Origin of the sequence: uncultured Castellaniella sp. (genome assembly GCF_937988725.1) — a bacterium.
Taxonomy (GTDB): domain Bacteria; phylum Pseudomonadota; class Gammaproteobacteria; order Burkholderiales; family Burkholderiaceae_B; genus Castellaniella.
The window spans coordinates 551,501-571,102 of sequence record NZ_CALKHS010000009.1 but is presented as its reverse complement, the minus strand read 5'-3'; the positions used below and the strand labels follow the sequence as shown (position 1 = coordinate 571,102).

General features: G+C 67.8%; 15 protein-coding genes. 6 read left to right on the top strand and 9 right to left on the bottom strand.

The window, feature by feature from the left end; genetic code table 11:
* Window positions 1-39: 39 nt before the first annotated feature.
* Both recN and Q0263_RS10225 read right to left on the bottom strand, forming a co-directional pair.
* Window positions 40-1,689, bottom strand: coding sequence for a DNA repair protein RecN (gene recN / locus Q0263_RS10230; protein ID WP_298015666.1), 1,650 nt, complete (start codon window positions 1,687-1,689; stop codon window positions 40-42).
* Window positions 1,690-1,695: 6 nt separating this feature from the next.
* Window positions 1,696-2,607 carry an NAD kinase gene (locus tag Q0263_RS10225; RefSeq protein WP_298015665.1) on the bottom strand — a complete coding sequence of 304 codons (912 nt, stop codon included), beginning with the start codon at window positions 2,605-2,607 and terminating at the stop codon, window positions 1,696-1,698.
* 120 nt (window positions 2,608-2,727) lie between these two features.
* Here Q0263_RS10225 and hrcA point away from each other — a divergent pair, with 120 nt between their 5' ends.
* The 6 genes from hrcA (at window position 2,728) to Q0263_RS10195 (ending at window position 10,436) form a co-directional block, all read left to right on the top strand.
* A complete protein-coding gene (hrcA, locus tag Q0263_RS10220) occupies window positions 2,728-3,741 on the top strand; it encodes a heat-inducible transcriptional repressor HrcA (protein WP_298015664.1) in 1,014 nt (337 codons plus the stop codon).
* Between the two features lie 42 nt (window positions 3,742-3,783).
* Window positions 3,784-4,830, top strand: coding sequence for a ferrochelatase (gene hemH, locus Q0263_RS10215; RefSeq protein ID WP_298015663.1), 1,047 nt, complete (start codon window positions 3,784-3,786; stop codon window positions 4,828-4,830).
* 124 nt (window positions 4,831-4,954) lie between these two features.
* A complete protein-coding gene (grpE, locus tag Q0263_RS10210) occupies window positions 4,955-5,536 on the top strand; it encodes a nucleotide exchange factor GrpE (RefSeq protein ID WP_298015662.1) in 582 nt (193 codons plus the stop codon).
* A 78-nt stretch (window positions 5,537-5,614) separates the two neighbouring features.
* Window positions 5,615-7,537, top strand: a complete 1,923-nt coding sequence (dnaK, locus tag Q0263_RS10205; protein ID WP_298015661.1) for a molecular chaperone DnaK — start codon at window positions 5,615-5,617, stop codon at window positions 7,535-7,537.
* A gap of 180 nt (window positions 7,538-7,717) precedes the next feature.
* Window positions 7,718-8,848, top strand: a complete 1,131-nt coding sequence (gene dnaJ, locus Q0263_RS10200; protein WP_298015660.1) for a molecular chaperone DnaJ — start codon at window positions 7,718-7,720, stop codon at window positions 8,846-8,848.
* Window positions 8,849-9,044: 196 nt separating this feature from the next.
* Window positions 9,045-10,436 carry a solute carrier family 23 protein gene (locus Q0263_RS10195; RefSeq protein ID WP_298015659.1) on the top strand — a complete coding sequence of 464 codons (1,392 nt, stop codon included), beginning with the start codon at window positions 9,045-9,047 and terminating at the stop codon, window positions 10,434-10,436.
* Between the two features lie 73 nt (window positions 10,437-10,509).
* Here the strand turns inward: Q0263_RS10195 and Q0263_RS10190 are convergent, their stop codons facing one another.
* The 7 genes from Q0263_RS10190 to Q0263_RS10160 all read right to left on the bottom strand — a co-directional run bounded on the left by Q0263_RS10190 (window position 10,510) and on the right by Q0263_RS10160 (window position 19,449).
* Window positions 10,510-11,520, bottom strand: a complete 1,011-nt coding sequence (locus Q0263_RS10190; protein ID WP_298015658.1) for a substrate-binding domain-containing protein — start codon at window positions 11,518-11,520, stop codon at window positions 10,510-10,512.
* Window positions 11,521-11,537: 17 nt separating this feature from the next.
* Complete coding sequence (locus tag Q0263_RS10185) at window positions 11,538-12,248, bottom strand: sulfite exporter TauE/SafE family protein (RefSeq protein ID WP_298015657.1); 711 nt, start codon at window positions 12,246-12,248, stop codon at window positions 11,538-11,540.
* Window positions 12,245-13,678 carry an amidohydrolase family protein gene (locus Q0263_RS10180; RefSeq protein ID WP_298015656.1) on the bottom strand — a complete coding sequence of 478 codons (1,434 nt, stop codon included), beginning with the start codon at window positions 13,676-13,678 and terminating at the stop codon, window positions 12,245-12,247. The genes Q0263_RS10185 and Q0263_RS10180 overlap by 4 nt, the downstream gene beginning before the upstream one ends.
* A gap of 151 nt (window positions 13,679-13,829) precedes the next feature.
* Window positions 13,830-16,631: a pitrilysin family protein gene (locus Q0263_RS10175; RefSeq protein ID WP_298015702.1), complete on the bottom strand. Its 2,802-nt coding sequence runs from the start codon at window positions 16,629-16,631 to the stop codon at window positions 13,830-13,832.
* 56 nt (window positions 16,632-16,687) lie between these two features.
* The gene (locus Q0263_RS10170) at window positions 16,688-17,857 is read right to left on the bottom strand and encodes a VWA domain-containing protein (RefSeq protein ID WP_298015655.1); all 1,170 of its coding nucleotides are present in this window, start codon (window positions 17,855-17,857) and stop codon (window positions 16,688-16,690) included.
* 30 nt (window positions 17,858-17,887) lie between these two features.
* Window positions 17,888-18,502 carry a GNAT family protein gene (locus tag Q0263_RS10165; RefSeq protein WP_298015654.1) on the bottom strand — a complete coding sequence of 205 codons (615 nt, stop codon included), beginning with the start codon at window positions 18,500-18,502 and terminating at the stop codon, window positions 17,888-17,890.
* Between the two features lie 86 nt (window positions 18,503-18,588).
* Window positions 18,589-19,449: a MoxR family ATPase gene (locus Q0263_RS10160; RefSeq protein ID WP_298015653.1), complete on the bottom strand. Its 861-nt coding sequence runs from the start codon at window positions 19,447-19,449 to the stop codon at window positions 18,589-18,591.
* Window positions 19,450-19,602: the final 153 nt, after the last annotated feature.

Sequence of the window (19,602 nt, the reverse complement as noted above, 5' to 3'; positions counted from 1 at the left end):
GGCCCTGTTTTTTTGTGTGCGCCCGCGACGTGCGCCGGCTTATCGCGCCGACATCCGCAGCATTTCCCGCGCGTGATCCCGGGTGGCTGCGGTCAGCTTCAGGCCCCCCAGCATGCGGGCGACTTCCTCGACGCGTTCGGCCGGGTCCAGCGCCTGGATGGCCGACAGCGTCCGCTGGTCGCGGGTGGCCTTGCTGACCTGGAAATGCTGGCTGGCGCAGGCGGCGACCTGGGGCAGGTGGGTAACGCACAGCACCTGGTGGCGCTGCCCCAGTTCGCGCAGCAGGCGGCCCACGACTTCGGCGACGGCGCCGCCGATGCCGGTGTCCACCTCGTCGAAGATCAGGGTCGGCACGCGGGCGGCCTGGCTGGCGATGACGGACAGGGCCAGTGATATCCGGGCCAGTTCGCCCCCCGAAGCGACCCGGGACAAGGGCCGGGGAGCGGTTCCCGCGTGACCGGCCACCAGGAATTCCACGGTTTCCAGGCCGTGGGCCGAGGGCTTGCAGGCCGGCAGGTCGACCTGCAGGGAACCGCCTTCCATGGACAAGCCCTGCATGGCTGCCGTGACCTGTTCGGCCAGCCGCCGGGCGGTCGCCTGGCGCGCCGCGCCGAGCGCCCGGGCGATGTCGTGGTAGTTCGCCTGCGCCGCTTCGCAAGCCTGCGCCAGGGCCTGGAGATCCTGGCCGGCCGAGGCCTGTTGCAGCTGGGCGCGCAGGGCTTCGTGGTGTGCGTGCAGGGCCTCGGGTTCGACGTGGAAGCGCCGCGCGGCCGCGAACATCTGGCTCATGCGGGCGTCGGCCTGGGCCAGGGCGTCCGGATCCAGTTCCAGGCGGTCGGCGTAGGCGTTCAGGCCGGACACCGTTTCCGCGCACAGGATGCGCGCGGATTCCAGCGTCTGGCAGTGTTCTTCCAGGCGCGGATCGTGGCGGGTCAGGGCTTGCAGGGCCTGCAGGGCGGCCTGCAGGGCGGATGCCGCCGAGCCGGATTCGCCGTCCAGCGCCTCGACGGCCTGGCCGGCGCCGCTCAGCAGCGCCTGGGCATGGGCCAGGCGGGATTGCCGGGCGCAGAGTTCCGGCCATTCGTCGGGTAGCGGGGACAGTTCGTCCAGAAAGGCCACGTCCTGTTGCAGGCGGTCCAGCGCCTGCGCCTGGCCGGCGGCGTCGCGGCTGGCGGCGTCCAGGGCGGCCTGGGCGTCGCGCCATGTCGCCCAGGCATCCGACAGCGCCTGGACCTGCGCCGTGTGCCCGCCCTGGGTGTCCAGGATGTCGCGCTGGCTGGCGGGTTGCAGCAGGCTTTGGTGGGCGTGCTGGCCGTGGATGTCCACCAGCAGGGCGCCCAGGTCGCGCAACTGGGTCAGCGTCGCTGGCAGGCCGTTGATGTAGGCCTTGCTGCGGCCCTGGGCGTCGATGACCCGGCGCAGGATGAGTTCGGGACCTTCGATGGCCTGCTCGGCCAGCCAGTCGGCGGCCGCGGGCGGGGCGTCGAAGACCGCGCTGATGTCGGCCCGGCCGGCGCCTTCGCGCACCAGGCTGGCGTCGCCGCGCCCGCCCAGGGCCAGCGACAGGGCGTCGATCAGGATGGATTTGCCCGCGCCGGTTTCGCCTGAAAACACCGTGAAGCCCGCCTCGAAGGAGATCTCGGCGCGGTCGACGATGACGAAATCGAGAATGTGCAGGGAGCGCAGCATAAGGCCTTAGCGGGAGGTGTCGTCGGGGTCGTCCCAGGGGTGCAGCATGCGGTTCCAGTTCAGCTTGCTGCGCAGGGTGGAAAAATAGCTGTAGCCCTGGGGATGCAGGAAGCGCACCCGGTGGGGGCTGCGGCGCACGTCGATGCGGTCGCCTTCCTGGCAGTTGGACAGGGTCTGCATGTCGAAGTGCACGCTGGCGCCCGATTCGACCCGGCCCAGGGCGCGGATCGTGATGTTCAGCAGGGAGTCTTCCGGCAGGGTGATGGGGCGGTTGGACAGCGTCTGCGGCGCCACGGGCACCAGCACCAGAGCCTGGACCTGGGGATGCAGGATCGGGCCGCCCGCCGACAGGGCGTAGGCGGTGGAGCCGGTGGGGGTGGCGATGATCAGGCCGTCGGCCCGCTGGCTGTGCATGAACACGCCGTTGCATTCCACCCGCAGTTCGATCATGCCGCCGCGCCCCGCGCGGTTGATGATGACGTCGTTCAGGGCCAGCCCCGACGCCATGAGCTGGTCGCCGCGCATGACGCGGCCTTCCAGCAGGATCCGTTCGTCCTGCACGTAGGCGCCGTTGAGGATGCGGGTGATGGCTTCGTCGGCGCTGCCCAGGGGGATGTCGGTGATGAAGCCCAGGCGGCCGTGGTTGATGCCGATCATGGCCACGTCGGACGTGGCCAGTTCGCGGGCCGCCGCCAGCATGGTGCCGTCGCCGCCCATGATGATGGCCAGATCGGCCTGCTTGCCGATGTCTTCGTACGAGGCCAGCGGAAAGTCCTGCACGCCCGTATTGCGGCCGGTCTGGGCTTCGATCAGCACCTTGCAGCCGGCGTCCCGCAGCACGGCGCCCAGCCGCCGCAGGGGCGCGTCCAGGCCGCTATCCTGGTAGCGGCCGACCAGGGCCACGGTCTTGAAGTGCATGAAAGCCGGTTCCTTGCGCAATTAATGGAATAATAAGGAGTATCCGATTATAGGGGGATGAAGGCGCTGACGCCGTTGCCGGTGTGCCGTGCTTGTCCCGCACGATGAGTGAAACAGGACATGGATGATCGAGCCAAGGTATTGCTCAAGGCGCTGGTGGAACGCTACATCGCGGACGGCCAGCCCGTGGGGTCGCGCACCCTGTCGAAAGTCTTCGACCTGTCGCCCGCCACCATCCGCAACGTCATGGCGGACCTGGAAGACCTGGGCCTGATCCACAGCCCCCATACCTCGGCGGGGCGCGTGCCGACACCCCAGGGCTATCGCATGTTCGTCGATACGCTGCTGACCGTGCGCCCCTACGAATTTCGCCCCGATGTGCCGATCGCCGACTATCTGCCGGCGGCGGAGCCGGGCCGCGCCGTGACGGCCGCGGCCACGCTGCTGTCCAACCTGTCCCAGTTCGCCGGCGTCGTGCTGACGCCCAAGCGCACCCAGGTGTTCCGCCACATCGAATTCATCCGCCTGTCCGACAAGCGCGTCCTGCTGATCATCGTCACTCCCAACGGCGACGTGCAGAACCGCATCCTGTTCGTGCCGCGCGAATACACCGAAGTCGAATTGCTGGAAGCCTCCAACTTCTTCAACCGGCATTTTTCCGGCAAGTCCTTCCACGAGGTCCGCATCGCCCTGACAGCCGAACTGGCCTCGCTGCGCTCGGACATTTCCCGACTGATGCAGCAGGCCGTGGACGCGGGCATCGGCTCGCCCGACACGGCCGACGAGTCCGTCGTCATCTCCGGCGAAGGCAAGCTGCTGGAAATCTCCGAGATGACGGCCGACATGGACCGGCTGCGGCGCCTGTTCGCCCTGTTCGAGCAGAAGACCGACCTGCTGCATCTGCTGGACGTGTCCAGCCACGCCCAGGGGGTGCAGATCTACATCGGCGGGGATTCCCGCCTGGTGCCGCTGGAAGACGTCTCGGTCATCACCGCGCCCTACGGGGTGGACGGCGAAGTCATCGGCACGCTGGGGGTGATCGGTCCCACGCGCATGGCCTACGAACGGGTCATTCCAATTGTGGACATCACGGCCCGCATGTTGTCCAATGCGCTGGGGCAGGCCGCTTCCTAGGCGGCCGTCCCGACTTCCTCCGATTCCCATCTTCCTTCGTTCATGAGCCGTTTTCTTTCCGCCGCCCCCGACCCCCGCGCGCTGGATCCGGATGCGCCGGGCCCGGATCGCGGCCGCCTGGGCGTCCTGCTGATCAACCTGGGCACCCCGGATGCCGCCACGCCGGCGGCCGTGCGCCGCTACCTGAAGGAATTCCTGTCGGATCCGCGCGTGGTGGAATTGCCCGGCTGGCTCTGGCAGATCATCCTGCGTCTTTTCGTGCTGACCCGGCGGCCGGCGGCCATCGCGCCCAAGTACGCGAAGATCTGGCTGGAGCGGGGCTCGCCCCTGCTGGTGCACAGCCGGGATCTGGCGCAGGGCGTGCAGCAGGCCCTGGACGAACGCGGCCTGGACGTCCAGGTGGAACTCGCCATGCGCTACGGGCAGCCCGCCATCGACGGCGCGATCGACCGGCTGCGATCCGCCGGTTGCGGCCGCATCCTGGCGGCGCCCCTGTATCCGCAATACGCCGCCAGCACCACGGCGACGGTGGTGGACGCGGTCAATGCCCGTCTGGCCCGCCTGCGCCATCAGCCCACCCTGCGCTTCCTGGACCGTTTCCATCAGGATGCCGCCTACGTCGACGCCCTGGCCGGTTCCATCCGGGCGCATTGGGAGCAGTCCGGGCAGGCCGACCGTCTGCTGCTCAGCTTCCATGGCCTGCCGCAGGCGTCGGTGCGGCAGGGGGACCCCTATTTCCGCGACTGCATGCAGACGGCCGCCGCCTTGCGCGGACGGCTGGGAGCCGATGGCGCCCGCCTGCATGTCACTTTCCAGAGCCGCTTCGGCGCGGCCCCCTGGCTGCAGCCCTATACCCAGCCCACGCTGGAATCCTGGGCGCGCGAAGGCGTGGGGTCGGTGGACGTGCTGTGCCCGGGCTTCGTGGCGGACTGCCTGGAAACGCTGGAAGAGATCAATCTGGAATGCCGGCATGCCTTCCTGTCGGCCGGCGGCCGCGATTTCCGCTACATCCCCTGCCTGAACGCGCAGCCGGACTGGGTGCGGGGATTCGCGGACCTGCTGGCCCGCAACCTGGCCGGCTGGACATAAGGCCGCCGCCCGTCGCGCCGCTCCGTCGGTTTGCCTCCTGGCGGGACGGGACGGGCCTCTTGAAATTCCGGATTTTTCCCTTATCTATCGTCTCACCCGTATTTTCTGTTTTTGGAGAACTCACATGTCGGCACCCCAGGAAGACTTGGATCCGAAGGCCGCGGCAGGCGCCGCGCCCAAAGATCCGGCCGAAACCCCTGATGCCCCCGAAACGGCGCCGGGCGCCGTCGCCGGACAGCCCGGCGAGGATCTGGCCGCCCTGCTGGCCGAGGCCCAGGCGAAAGTCGCCGAATACCATGACCAGCTGCTGCGCGCGCACGCCGAAGTCGAGAACGTGCGCCGCCGCGCCCAGGAAGACGTCGCCAAGGCCCGCAAGTTCGGCACGGAATCCTTCGCCGAGAGCCTGATTCCCGTGCGCGACAGCCTGGAGGCCGCCCTGGCCCAGGAAAACCAGTCGGCGGAGGACTGGCGCAAAGGCGTCGAGTCCACCCTGCGCCAGCTGAACAACGCCTTCGAACGCAACCAGATGCGCGAAATCGCGCCGCAGCCGGGCGAGGCCTTCGATCCGCACCGGCACCAGGCGATTTCCAACGTGCCGTCGGAACACCCGCAAGGCGCCGTGGCGCAGACGCTGCAAAAGGGCTACCTGATCGCCGATCGCGTGCTGCGTCCGGCCCTGGTCATGGTGTCGGCCGGCCAGTCTTGAAATCGGCGGGGGCAACCCCACATCAGAAACATCGGCGGGTGATGCCCGCCCCTCATTCAAACATCGACAGGAACAAACATGAGCAAGATCATCGGGATCGACCTGGGGACGACCAACAGCTGTGTGGCTGTGCTGGACGGTTCCAAGGTCCAGATCATTGAAAACTCGGAAGGTGCCCGCACGACGCCGTCCATCGTCGCCTACATGCAGGACGGCGAGGTCCTGGTCGGCGCCCCGGCCAAGCGCCAGGCGGTCACCAATCCGACCAACACGATCTTCGCCGTCAAGCGCCTGATCGGCCGCAAGTTCGACGAAAAGGCCGTGCAGAAGGACATCGACCTGATGCCCTACAAGATCCTCAAGGCCGACAACGGCGACGCCTGGGTTGAAGCGCAGGACAAGAAGCTGGCCCCGCCGCAGGTGTCGGCCGACATCCTGCGCAAGATGAAGAAGACCGCCGAGGACTACCTGGGCGAGGAAGTCACCGAAGCCGTGATCACGGTGCCGGCGTACTTCAACGACAGCCAGCGCCAGGCGACGAAGGACGCCGGCAAGATCGCGGGTCTGGAAGTCAAGCGCATCATCAACGAACCGACGGCGGCGGCCCTGGCCTTCGGCCTGGACAAGGCCGAGCGCGGCGACCGCAAGATCGTGGTCTACGACCTGGGCGGCGGCACCTTCGACGTGTCCATCATCGAAATCGCCGATGTGGACGGTGAAAAGCAATTCGAGGTCCTGTCCACGAACGGCGACACGTTCCTGGGCGGCGAAGACTTCGACCTGCGCATCATCAACTACATCATCGACGAGTTCAAGAAGGAGTCCGGCACCGACCTGTCCAAGGACGTGCTGGCCATGCAGCGCCTGAAGGAAGCCGCCGAAAAGGCCAAGATCGAACTGTCCTCGACGCAGCAGACCGAAATCAACCTGCCGTACATCACGGCCGATGCCTCCGGTCCCAAGCACCTGAACCTGAAGATCACGCGCTCCAAGCTGGAAGCGCTGGTCGAGGACCTGATCGAGCGCACGATCGAACCCTGCCGCATCGCCATCAAGGACGCCGGCATCAAGGTTTCGGAAATCGACGACGTGATCCTGGTCGGCGGCATGACCCGCATGCCCAAGGTCCAGGAAAAGGTCAAGGAATTCTTCGGCCGCGATCCGCGCAAGGACGTGAACCCCGATGAAGCCGTGGCCGCGGGCGCCGCGATCCAGGGTTCCGTGCTGTCGGGCGACCGCAAGGACGTGCTGCTGCTGGACGTGACGCCGCTGTCCCTGGGGATCGAGACCCTGGGCGGCGTCATGACCAAGATGATCAAGAAGAACACCACGATCCCGACCCGGTTCTCGCAGGTGTTCTCGACGGCGGACGACAATCAGCCGGCCGTGACCATCAAGGTCTTCCAGGGCGAACGCGAAGTGGCCGCCGGCAACAAGGCGCTGGGCGAGTTCAATCTGGAAGGCATTCCGCCCGCTCCGCGCGGCCTGCCGCAGATCGAAGTCACCTTCGACATCGACGCCAACGGCATCCTGCACGTGTCCGCCAAGGACAAGGGCACCGGCAAGGAAAACAAGATCACGATCAAGGCCAGCTCCGGGCTGACCGAGGACGAGATCGAGCGCATGGTGAAGGACGCCGAAGCCAACGCCGAGGAAGACCACCGCGTGGCCGAGCTGGCCCAGGCCCGCAACCAGGCCGATGGCCTGGCGCACGCCACGCGCAAGTCTCTGACGGAATACGGCGACAAGCTCGACGCCGCTGAAAAGGACGCCATCGAAGCCGCGATCAAGGACCTGGAAGAAGCCGCGAAGGGCGACGACAAGGCCGCCATCGACGCCAAGACCGAGGCCCTGGCGACGGCTTCCCAGAAGCTGGGCGAGAAGATGTACGCCGACATGCAAGCCAAGGCCGCCGCCGAAGGCGCGACCGCGGCGGATGCCGCCCAGCCGGCCGACGACAATGTGGTCGATGCCGACTTCAAGGAAGTGAAGCGCGATTGATTCCGATGCCCCGTCCGCCCGATCCCGGGCGGGCGGGGCGTCGGGTCGCCGTGTCCGGGGCCGCCGCTTGGGGCTCCGGACGCGGTTCAGGATCAGCAAGCACGGCCCGGATCCGGCGTTTCGCCGGTCCGGGCATGTGTCCTTCAAACCGCAGCGCACTGAACAAGTAATACAAGACCAATGGCAAAACGAGATTTCTACGAAGTCCTTGGGGTCGCCAAGAACGCCTCGGATGACGACATCCGCAAGGCTTACCGCAAGCTGGCGATGAAATATCACCCGGACCGCAATCCGGACAGCAAGGAAGCCGAAGACAAGTTCAAGGAGGCCAAAGAGGCCTACGAGATGCTGTCGGACGCGGAAAAGCGGGCCGCATACGACCGCTTCGGCCACGCGGGGGTGGACCCCAACGCGGCGGCGGGCGCCGGCATGGGCGGGGCGGGCGGTTTCGCCGACGCCTTCGGGGACATCTTCGGGGAAATCTTCGGCGGCGCGGCCGGCGGCCGGCGCGGCGGCGGCCCGCAGGTCTATCGCGGCGCCGACCTGAAATACAACCTGGAAATCAGCCTGGAGCAGGCGGCCAACGGCTTCGATACCGAAATCCGCATTCCCAGCTGGGAAACCTGCGATACCTGCCACGGGTCCGGCGCCAAGCCGGGCACCACGCCGCACACCTGCCACACCTGCGGCGGCAGCGGCGCGGTGCGTATGCAGCAGGGCTTTTTCAGCGTGCAGCAGACCTGCCCGACCTGCCATGGCAGCGGCAAGGAAATCGCCCATCCCTGCGCCGATTGTGACGGGGTGGGGCGCATCCGCAAGAACAAGACGCTGCAAGTCAAGATCCCGGCCGGGATCGACGACGGCATGCGCATCCGCTCGTCGGGCAATGGCGAGCCGGGCGTCAACGGCGGGCCGGCGGGCGACCTGTTCGTGGAAATCCGCATCAAGCCCCACGGCATTTTCCAGCGCGACGGCGAAGACCTGCACTGCGAGCTGACCATCCCCTTCACCAAGGCGGCGCTGGGCGGTACGCTGGAAGTCCCGACCCTGGCGGGGCGCGGGGAAATCACGATCCCGGAAGGCACCCAGACGGGCAAGACGTTCCGCCTGCGCGGCAAGGGCATCAAGGGGATCCGCTCCAGCTATCCGGGCGATCTGTATTGCCACGTGGCCGTGGAAACCCCGGTGCGCCTGAACGACGAACAGAAGGCGCTGCTGCGCCAGTTCGAGGCGTCGCTCACGACCGGCGGCGACCGCCATTCCCCCAAGAGCGAATCCTGGACGGACAAGGTCAAGAACTTCTTTTCCTGACGCCGGTCCGGCATTCATCCCTGCAGCCCCGCGCACCGGCTCCGGCCGGACGCGGGGCTTTTTTCGCCCCCGTAAAAACCCTGTGTTGACAGTTCTTCCCGCAGGATCCACTATTTGCACAAATCGATTTAGGCGGCTTTTTGGCCATGAATCCCAAATCGATTTATTCCGATAGATCCTGATAAGAGGCAGACTCATGGAGACTACGCATCACCCGGACGGCGAGCCACTGGCGGACGGCGTCCATCCGGTCGACCAGATCCGTCCCGTTCACAATCTGATCCTGTTCGCGATCCAGCATATCCTGGTGATGGTGGCGACGCCCATCTCCTCGGTCTTCCTGATCGCCAGCGCCCTGGACCTGCCGACCGACCTGGCCTCGGCGCTGCTCTCCAGCGTCTTCGTCTTCAGCGGCCTGGGATCGATCCTGCAGTCCGTCGGCGTGGCCAACATCGGCGTGCGCCTGCCCTTCATCATGCTGCCGGGCGGGGCGGCGACCATCCTGTTCATCACCATCGCCCAGGGAACGGATCTGCAGACCGCCGCCGGCGCGGTCGTGCTGACGGGCATTTTCTATATCCTGGTGGTGACCGTCTTCGTCCGGGCGCTGAAATACTTCCCGCCGCTGGTCATCGGCACCATGGTGGTCGTGATCGGCATCAATCTGGTCAAAGTGACCGGCCAGCTGTTCACCGGCCGGCCCGGGACGGCGCATTTCGGGGATCCGCAGCAACTGCTGCTGGCCTTCGTCACCATCCTGCTGACGGTGCTGTGCTTCAGGTTCCTGCGCGGGTTCTGGCGGCAGCTGTCCGTGGCCCTGGGCCTGATCGGCGGCACGATCGTCGCCCTGGCGCTGGGGCAGACCTCTTTTGGGGCGCACGCCGCCGGCCCCGCCTTCGCCTTGCCGCAGTTCCTGCCCTTCGGCACGCCTCACCTGGACCTGATCGCCGCCATTCCCATGCTGATCTGGAGCATCGCTTCGATGGCGGAGGCCACCGGACAGACCATCATCAACGGCGAAATCGTGGGCCGCGAGGTCGTGGCGACTCGGGATGTGCCCCGCGTCATCCGCTCCGACGGCATCGTGTCCATCATCGGGGGGCTGTTCGGCACGCCCGCCATGGTGACCAGCGGCGAGAACATCGGCATCGTGCGCGCCAGCGGCGTGCGCAGCCGCTATGTGACGGCGGTCGCCGGGGCCCTGCTGATCCTGATCGGCTTCACGCCGCTGGCGCGGATCCTCAACGGCATTCCGCCGGCCGTGGTGGGCGGAACGGCCGTGGTGGTGTTCGCCATCATCAGCGTGCTGGGCATCCAGATGCTTGCCCGGGTGGACTTCAGCAATACGGGCAATCTGATCACCTGCACCCTGGCCCTGGCGCTGGGCCTGCTGCCGGTGCTGATTCCGGGCATGTACCACGCGCTGCCGGCCAACGTCGAAGCCATCGTGGGCAGCGGGGTGGCCATGAGCGCGCTGGTGGCGGTCCTGCTGAATCTGCTGTTCCGCCATACCGGGAACGCGGGGCAGCCTTCGGGCGGCTCCTCGGACAAGCCCGCCGTCGGCCGCCCGGCCAATTACCGGATCTGAGGTCGCCGCAGGCTTTCGGGCAGTGCGAAAAGGGGCGGCTCTTGATGAGCCGCCCCTTCTTCGTCGCGGGATCCTAGCCCAGGGAGGACGCCCGGGCGATGAGTGCGGGCGGGGGCGTGTCCATGGGCTGCGGAGGACGGCCGTCCAGGGTTTGCAGCAGCAGATCCACGGCGGCCGCCGAAATCGCGTCCAGGTGCAGGTCCACGGCGGTCAGCGGAGGCTGGCAGGTGCGCGCGCGCAGGCCGTCGTAGCGGGTGACCAGCCGCAAGCCCCGGCCGATGCCGCGGCCGGCATCCGCGGCGGCCTGCGCCGCGCCCGAGGCGAAGGTGTCGATGGGCACGCACAGAGCGTCCAGCCCGGGGTGCTGTTGCAGCAGCCGGCGGGTCGCGTCGTAGCCCGCCTTTTCCCCTGCTTCCTCGGGGGCTTCGTGAATGATGGGCGTGAAGGCGCGCTCTTGCGCCAGGGCCAGGTATCGCGCGCGGAATGCTTCCTGGGAGGCCCGCCCGTTGCTGCCCAGGATCAGGCCGATGGATTGCGCGCCGACGTCCAGCAGATGCCGCAGCAGCAGGTCCGCCGCCTCGCCGTGGCGCAGGTCGATGTTCATGGGGCCGGGGGCCGCCCCGATCGTGACGTAGCGGATGCCGCGCTCGTCGAGCTCCTGGGCGACGGGATCCGCCTGCGCGGGTTCCAGCAGGATCGCGCCGTCCATGTCCAGCAGGGCCAGCGGATTGCACTGGTCCACGGGAGGCGCCAGCAGCAGCACGTAGCCGCGCAGCAGCGCGGTCCGCGCCGAGCCCATGGCGAGTTCGGTGAAGAAACCCAGCTGCGAGGCGCCGGCGGAGACGGCGGAGGGCATGGAGGACAGCAGCGCGATCGCATTCGAGCGGCCCGTGCGCAGGCGCTGCGCCCGCACGCTGGGCCGGTATTTCAGGCGCGCGGCGACGTCCTTGACGTGCTGCCGGGTCTTGGGATCGACCTGGCCGATGCCGTTCAGGGAGTGGGAGACTGTCGTGGGGGACAGGCCGGCCTCGCGCGCCACGTCGGCTATGGTCACCCGCTTGAACTTCTGTCTGCTTGTTGTCATCTGGTCCGTGGATTGAATTACGCCTGCAGGATCACGACGATGCCTGAGATGCTGGAGAATCCAAGCACAATGTAACGCAATAAGGGACCGTCCAGCCGGTGATGGACGAATTTGCTGGCATAGGAGCCCAGCGCCAGGAAAGGCAGCATCTTGGCGGACATCAGCAGGGTGTCGGCGTGGATCTGGCCGCTGACGGCCAGCACGATCAGGGAGATGACCTCGCCCACCAGGAAGCACAGGGCGACGGTGGCGCGCAGCACGGGGCCGCGTTTGTGCTGGTACGCCAGGGCCAGCGGCGGACCGCCGACTCCGGTGGAGGTCTCCGTGATTCCGGTGATGAGGCCGACGATGCCCAGCCCCGTGCGGTTCATGTCGAACGAGGGCGACAGCAAGGCGACGACGGCCGCGATCAGGGTGGACCAGCCGATCAGCAGGGCCAGCTGGTGCAGATTGACGATCAGCAGTATCCACAGGCCCAGGAATGTGCCGGCGAAGCGGCCGATGCTGATCAGCTTGACGCCATTCCAGTCGATGGCGGCCCTTTCGCGCCAGCCTATGTAGGCGTTGAGCGGAATCATCAGCACCAGCAGCATGACGGGAATCAGGGTGGGGGCGAACAGGCTGACCACTGGCGCCGCCAGCATGGCGAATCCCATCCCGCTGGCTCCCTGGGCGAAGGCCGAGACGAAGACGGTCAGGCCGATCAGGTAGAGGGCGGTGCTGCTCATGGATGGCGCGCCTTCCAGAGGGCGCGGTGTTCGGAGGCCGAGGGATCGATCCGCTGGATCGGGGCCGAGGCGACGATGCGCTGGGCGGTTTCCCGGGCTTTCTCCAGCAGGCGCCCGCCGTCCCAGTCCACCGGGTGGCCGTGGTCCAGCCGCAGGCGGCCGTGGACGATCACCGATTCGATCTGGTCCCGGTTGCCCAGGCGGACCAGTTCCCATTCCGGATCCCAGCTGGGCACGAATTCGGGTGTGTCCAGGTCGATCACCAGCAGGTCGGCATAGGCGCCCGGACGGATTTCCCCGACCTTGCCGCCCAGCCCGACGGCGTCGGCGCCGCCGCGCAGCCCCTGGTCGAGCCAGATCCAGCCGCCGCCGGAGGAGGAGTCGCCCGCCGCCATGGTGTAGGCGAAGCGCTGGGCCGTTTCCGCGGCGTCCAGCAGGCGGAACGCGTCGCTGCGCGTGCCGTCGGTGCCCAGGCCGACGCGCGCGCCCAGCTCGCTGAGCAGCAGGGCGGGGGCCACGGCATTGCCTTTCCAGGAACTGGCGACCGGGTTGTAGCTGATGGCCCCGCCGCTGTCGCGCAGCAGCAGGATCTCGTCGGTGGTCAGCAAGGTGGCGTGGGCCGCCAGCAGTTCCGGGCCGATGGCCCCCAGCCGGGCCAGTCTTTGCAGGGGCCGGTGCCCGGTGGCGACCAGGGAGCGTTCCACAGCCGCCAGGTGTTCGTTCAGGTGCGTTTGAAAGCAGACGGAGGCGTCCCGGGCCAGCTTGGTCACCGCGACCAGCACCTCGTCCGTCGCGGCTTCGGGGATGGAGATCGCCAGCGAGGGATGCACCAGGTCGTGGCCATGCCAGCGCGTCAGGTGCTTCCGGGCGAGCCGTTCGATGTCCGCGCGGCTGGCGACCTGTGCACCGCCCTGGAGGTCGTTGCAGATCACGCCCAGCACGCAACGCAGCCCGACGCTGGAGGTCGCGTCCGCCAGCAGGCCGACGTCCGCCGAGGCCCGCGTGCCCGCGTCCGCCACCGTGGTGAACCCGCCGCGCAGCGATTCCCAGGCGGCCAGCCGGGTGGCGGTCTCGATGGCATCCTCGTCCATGAACTGTTCCATCGGCACCCAGACCCGCTTGAAGATCTCGGACGGTTCGCCGAACACCAGGGATTTGCCGAAAGACTGCGTCAGATGATGATGGGCGTCGATGAAGCCGGGCATCAGGAGCCGGCCCGGCAGCGGAATCCGGGGGACTTCCAGCGCCTGGAATCCGTCCGCGGGGCCGACGTCCCGGATGTGGCCGCCCTCGACCAGCACGGCGTGCCCGCGCCGGGCGCCCTCCGGCAGCAGCGTCAGGTCCGGCAGCAGCAGCGCCGGATGTTCATGCATGTCCTTCAGGCGGTCCGTCATGGCGTCCTCCGGGAAATCCTGCAGTCTTCCAGGCATTTCCCCAAATCGATTTGTGTGATCGATGAATTGTAGCGAGCCTCGCTCGAAAGGGCAATGATCGGGCGCTTGGAAGGCCGCCGCCGTTGCCGGGTGCGGGCATCGCGGCCGCATCGCAGGGGCGCGTCCTGTGCGGGCGCGGAGTCCGTCTTCAGGGTTTCGCCTTGGGATCGGCGGCCACCGCGATGCTGAGTTCGCCGGGCTTGAGCAGATCCCGCATCGCCGCGTTCACCTGCCCGGCCTTCAGGCTCTTCAACTGGTCGATGATGCGCTGCTGCCAGGCGAAGCTGCGGCCCGTATCCAGGTAGTCCAGCCAGTGGTCCGCCAGCCAGCTGTCGTTGGAGCGGCCCAGCTTCAGGTAATTGAGCAGGGATTTCACGCCCTGGTCCACTTCGTCCTGGGTGAATCCGTTCTTCAGCGTGTCGCTCAGCGTCTTGACCATGGCGTCCTGCAGCGCCTGGGCGTTCTGGGATGCCATGGTGGCGAAGAACGTCCAGCTGCCGGAAGGCTCCCAGGACGACGCTTGCAGCGAGCTGCCCACCGTGTAGGACAGGCCGCCCTTGACCCGGATCGCCTGCCACAGGCGGGAATCCTCCGATCCGCCCAGCAGGTAGTTGGCCAGGATCAGGGCGGGCCAGCGGGGGTCGGTGTCCTGCAGCTTCAGCTGCAGCGCGGCCAGGTAATTGGCATTGGCCTTGCCCGGCGCCGGGATGTGGAAGACTTCGGGCGCGATGGGATACCAGGGTTCCATGGCCCGTTCGTAGGCCGGCGCCTGCCGCCAGCCTTCCAGTCCCGCGCGCAGGCTGTGTTCGACGGCTTGCGGGTCGAAGTCGCCGACCACGGACAGCTGGATGCCGCCGGCGCCGTAGAAGCGGTCGTGGAACTGCTTCAGGGCGGCGGGGGTCAGCGATTGCGTGTCCTTCAGCAGTTCCTGCGCCGTGGGGGTGTAGCGGATGTCGTCGCTTTTCCAGGGCTGGTCCTGGCGCTCCAGGGTGTTGCGCACCAGCCAGGCGGGACTGACGGCTTCGTCTTCGATATTGCCCAGCAGGGCGTGCTGAAGCTCGCTCAGTTCCGCCGCCGGGAATGCGGGATGGCGCAACAGGCGGAAGGTCAGGGCCAGCAGGTCCGGCAGATGGTCGCGGGAGCTGCGCATGGTCACGGTCAGCGTGTTGCCGCCGCCGCTGAAGCTCAGGTCGGAATCCAGCGCGTTGAGCCGGTCCTCGATCTGCTGGCGGGAAAGTCCGTCGGCCCCGCGCAGCAGCATGGCGGCCGTGATCGACGGCACCAGGCCCAGGCCGCGCATCTGCTCGGCGGCGCCGAAGCGCAGGCGCATGTAGGCATGGACCTGGTCTCCCGGCGTGGCCTTGGGCAGCAGCGCCAGGGTGACCGGGCCGTTGGGCAGGTTCAGCGTGCTGCGCCGGGTGTCCGCGTCCAGGGCCTGCGGGTCCGTGTCGAAGCTGGCCACGGCGGGGCGGTCGGTGCCGGTCTTCAGTTGGGCGATCCAGGGGCCCAGGTCGGCGGCGGGCGCCGCCGGCGCATAGACGGGATCGGGCGTCGGTAGATACAGGCCGCTGGTGCGGTTGCTGGGCAGCAGCCAGGCGTGCAGCTGGCGCCGGATGTCGTCCAGCTTCAGGGCGCGGATGCGCATCGGCTCGATGAAGAACAGCCGCCAGTCCCCGCGCGATACGGCGTTGGACAGGGCGTCGGCCAGATTGGCGGGCTGGTTGTAGACCTGCTTCCACTGGTTCAGCCAGGCGGTGCGGCTGCGGTCCAGCGCGGCCTGGTCCAGCTGGTCGATGCCGCCCGATTCCAGCGTCTTTTCCAGCGTGGCGAGCACGGCATGGGGATCGGCCGCGGGCTGCAGCTGCGCCCCGAACACGACGTATCCGGGCTGCTTCATGGCGCGCGCGAAACCGAAGACGCTGCCGGCCTGGCCGGTCTGGACCAGCGCCCGGTACAGGGGGCCGGCCGGGCTGTCGGCCAGCATGTCCGTGCCCAGGGACAGGGCCGTGTACGCGTCGCTGGCGCCTTCCGGGAAGTGGTACTGGACGATGGCGATGGGGCTGCCGCCCGCCCGCCGCAAGGTCACGGCGCGGGCACCCTGCTGCACGGGCTCGACCGTGTATTCCGGCGGCAGCGCGCGTTCGGGCCGCGCGAGGGGACCGAAATCCCGGGCGATCCATTGCAGGGTCTGCGCGGCGTCGAAGCGCCCGGTGACGATCAGCACGGCGTTGTCGGGCTGGTAGTAGCGGTGATAGAAGGCCCTCAGTTGCTCGATGTCCACGTGTTCGACGTCCGAGCGGGCGCCGATCACGCTGCGTCCGTAGGGATGCCAGACATAGGCGGCGGCGTCGGTCTGCTGCAGCAGCATGCTGAAGGGGCTGTTCTCTCCCTGCTCCATTTCATTGCGCACCACCGGCATTTCCGCGTCCAGGTCGGCGCGGCCGATGCGGGCGTTCAGCATGGCGTCGGCCTGCCAGGCCAGGTACCAGCGCAAGGTATTCGGGTTGCTGGCGAAGGTCGCGTAGTAGTTGGTCAGATCCGTGGTGGTGGAGCCGTTGGCCGCCAGCCCGCGCCGCGAGAATTCCGCCAGGGCGTCCGGGTGCTCGGGGCTGCCGCGAAAGAGCAGGTGTTCCAGCAGGTGCGCCATCCCGGTCTCGCCCGGCCCTTCGTTGCGCGACCCGACCCGGTAGCTCATGTTGACCGTGGTCTGGGCGCGGGAGTCGTCGGGGGCCAGCAGCACGGTCAGGCCGTTTTCCAGCCGGTATTCGGTGACGCCTTCGATCATGACGACCTGCCGGATGCCCTGAGGCGGGGCGGCCGGGGCCTGCTGCGGCGCGGCCTGTGCGGGGGGTGCGGCGGCCTGGGCCTGCGCGGGACCCTGGATGCCCATCAGCAGCAGGCTGCACAGGGCCAGCAGGGCGGGGAGAGCGGCGGGGCGATGCATCGGCATGAATTTCACGAGAATGTCCAATCAGGGCGCGGATCGACGACGAGGCGGCGGACCGGCTATTTTGCCAAGAATCGCATCGCCTGTTCCAGTCCGTCCATCGTCATGCCGTACATGCGGTCGTGCATCAGCTCGCGCACGATGGCGATGGACTGGCGGTAGGGCCAGGATCCGGAGGGCTCCGGATTCAGCCAGACGGCGTGCGGCCAGTGGTTCAGCATGCGCTGCAGCCAGGCGGCGCCGGTCTCGGCGTTGTTGTGTTCGATGGAGCCGCCCGGATAGAGCAGTTCGTAGGGGCTCATGGACGCGTCTCCCACCAGGATCAGGCGCCAGTCCTCGCCGTAGCTGCGCAGCAGGTCCCAGGTGTCGATGCGCGCGCCGTGGCGCCGTTCGTTGTGGCGCCAGACCGATTCGTAGGGGCAGTTGTGGAAGTAGAAGACTTCCAGGTGCTTGAATTCGCTGCGGGCGGCCGAGAACAGCGATTCGATGCGCGCCACGTGATCGTCCATGCTGCCGCCCACGTCCAGCAGCATCAGCACCTTCACGGCGTTGTGGCGCTCGGGCACCCAGCGCAGGTCCAGCAGCCCGGCCTGCTGCGCGGTGCCCCGGATGGTGCCGGGCATGTCCAGTTCCAGGGCCGCGCCCTGGCGGGCGAAACGGCGCAGGCGGCGCAGCGCCACCTTGAAGTTGCGCGTGCCCAGGGTCTGCTGGTCGTCGTAGTCCCGGTACTGGCGCTGTTCCCAGACCTTGACGGCGGTGCGATTGCCGGCCGAGGGGCCGCCGACGCGGATGCCTTCGGGATGATAGCCGCCGTGCCCGAACGGCGAGGAGCCGCCGGTGCCGATCCACTTGCTGCCGCCGGCGTGGCGTTCCTTCTGTTCGGCCAGGCGTTCGCGGAACATCTCCATCAGGCGGTCCCAGCCGTGCTTTTCCAGCGCTGCTTTTTCCGCGTCGCTGAGATGCTTGCGGATGGTCTGCAGCAGCCAGTCGGCGGGGATGTCGGGCTTGCCGGCGCGGGCCTGCAATTGGCCGATGAAGGCGGCGAAGACCTGGTCGAAGCGGTCGTAGCGGGTTTCGTCCTTGACCAGCGCCATGCGGGCCAGGTGATAGAAGTCTTCTGTGCTGGCGGGCGCGGCCGGGCTGCGCAGGAGTTCCAGCAGGCTGAGGTATTCCTGGATGGAGACCGGGATGCCGGCGTTGCGCAGGCGGGTGAAGAAGTCGATCAGCATGAAGAATGCGTGATTCGGACGGCCCGCGGCTCAGCCGCGCGGCCGCTGCAGCTGATAGCGCAGATGGGCGCGGACTTCCGGCCATTCGCCGGCCAGCAGGCTGTACATGACCGTATCGCGCACGGTGCCGTCGCGGCGCAGGGCGTGATGGCGGATCACGCCGTCCCGATGGGCGCCCAGCCGCTCGATGGCGCGTTGCGAGGCTGTGTTGTAGTTGTCCGTGCGCCATCCCACGACGGCGGCGCCCAGGGCCTGGAAGGCGTGTTCCAGCAACAGCAGCTTGCAGGCGGTGTTGACGTGCGTGCGCTGCCGGGACCGGCCGTACCAGGTGTAGCCGATCTCCAGCCGCGCCAGCGCGGGCACGATGTCGTGATAGCGCGTCGTGCCCAGGACCGCCCCGCTGGCGGCGTCCGTCACGGCGAAGGGCAGCATGTGGCCGTCGGCCTGGCCTTGCAGGGCGGCCGCCACGTAGACGCCGGCGTGTTCCGGCTCCGGGACCGAGGTGATCCGCAGCGTCCACAGTTCGCCGTCGGCGGCCGCCGCCTGCAGCCCCGCGACGTGGTCCGGGGACAGGGGGACCAGGCGGACGCCGTGGCCTTCCAGGGTGACGGGGGCGGGCAGGGTGGTGAATGCGGATGTGCTCATGAGGAAGTGCCTGGAGTGGGTGGGTTGCGTGTCTGGAAACGGAACGCTTCGTCGGGGAAGCGCCGGAGCCCGGTGACCGGGGCGGCCTAGCGCCCGCGCTGCGCCAGGGCGGAGAGCCGCTGCAGCAGGTTCAGGTCCTGTTCGTTCTTCAGCAGGGCGCCGGCCAGCGGCGGGATGTCTCCCTGGGCCAGGGTCTGCGGCGCCACGGATTCGGCCAGCAGCAGGCGCAGCCAGTCCAGGAATTCGGACGTGGACGGCCGTTTCTTCAGGCCGGGCACGTCGCGCAGGCGGAAGAACACGTCCAGGGCCGCGCCGAGGATGTCTTCGCGCAGGCGCGGAAAGTGCACGGCGACGATGTCGGTCAGCGTGGCGCGGTCGGGGAATTCGATGTAATGGAAAAAGCAGCGCCGCAGGAAGGCGTCCGGCAGGTCCTTTTCGTTGTTCGAGGTGATGATGATCAACGGCTTGTGCCGCGCCTGGATAGTCTGCCGGGTTTCGTACACATGGAATTCCATGCGGTCCAGTTCGCGCAGCAGGTCGTTGGGGAATTCGATGTCGGCCTTGTCGATTTCGTCGATCAGCACCACGCAGGGCGTGTCGGATGCGAAGGCCTGCCACAGCACCCCCTGCACGATGTAGTTGCCGATGTCGTGGACGCGGTCGTCGCCCAGCTGCGAATCGCGCAGGCGCGAGACGGCGTCGTATTCGTACAGGCCCTGCTGCGCCTTGGTCGTGGACTTGATGTGCCATTGCAGCAGGGGGCGGCCCAGGGACCGGGCGACTTCCTCGGCCAGCAGCGTCTTGCCGGTGCCGGGTTCGCCCTTGACCAGCAGGGGGCGCTGCAAGGTCAGGGCCGCGTTGACGGCCATTTTCAGGGCGTCGGTGGCGACGTAGCGGTCAGTGCCCTGAAAACGTCGGGAATCGGAGGAAACGGCGGCATCGGTCATGGGTTCTGCGCGCGCCCGGCGGCGCGAGGGCGTGTTGTTATAGGGTTCAACATTCGATGGCTGTCTGTATCGGGGCAACTATCGTACAATCAGTATGCCTCATCGGCCCGGCAAGAGGGCGGCCGATGCCGACATAAAATTCGAAACACGAGA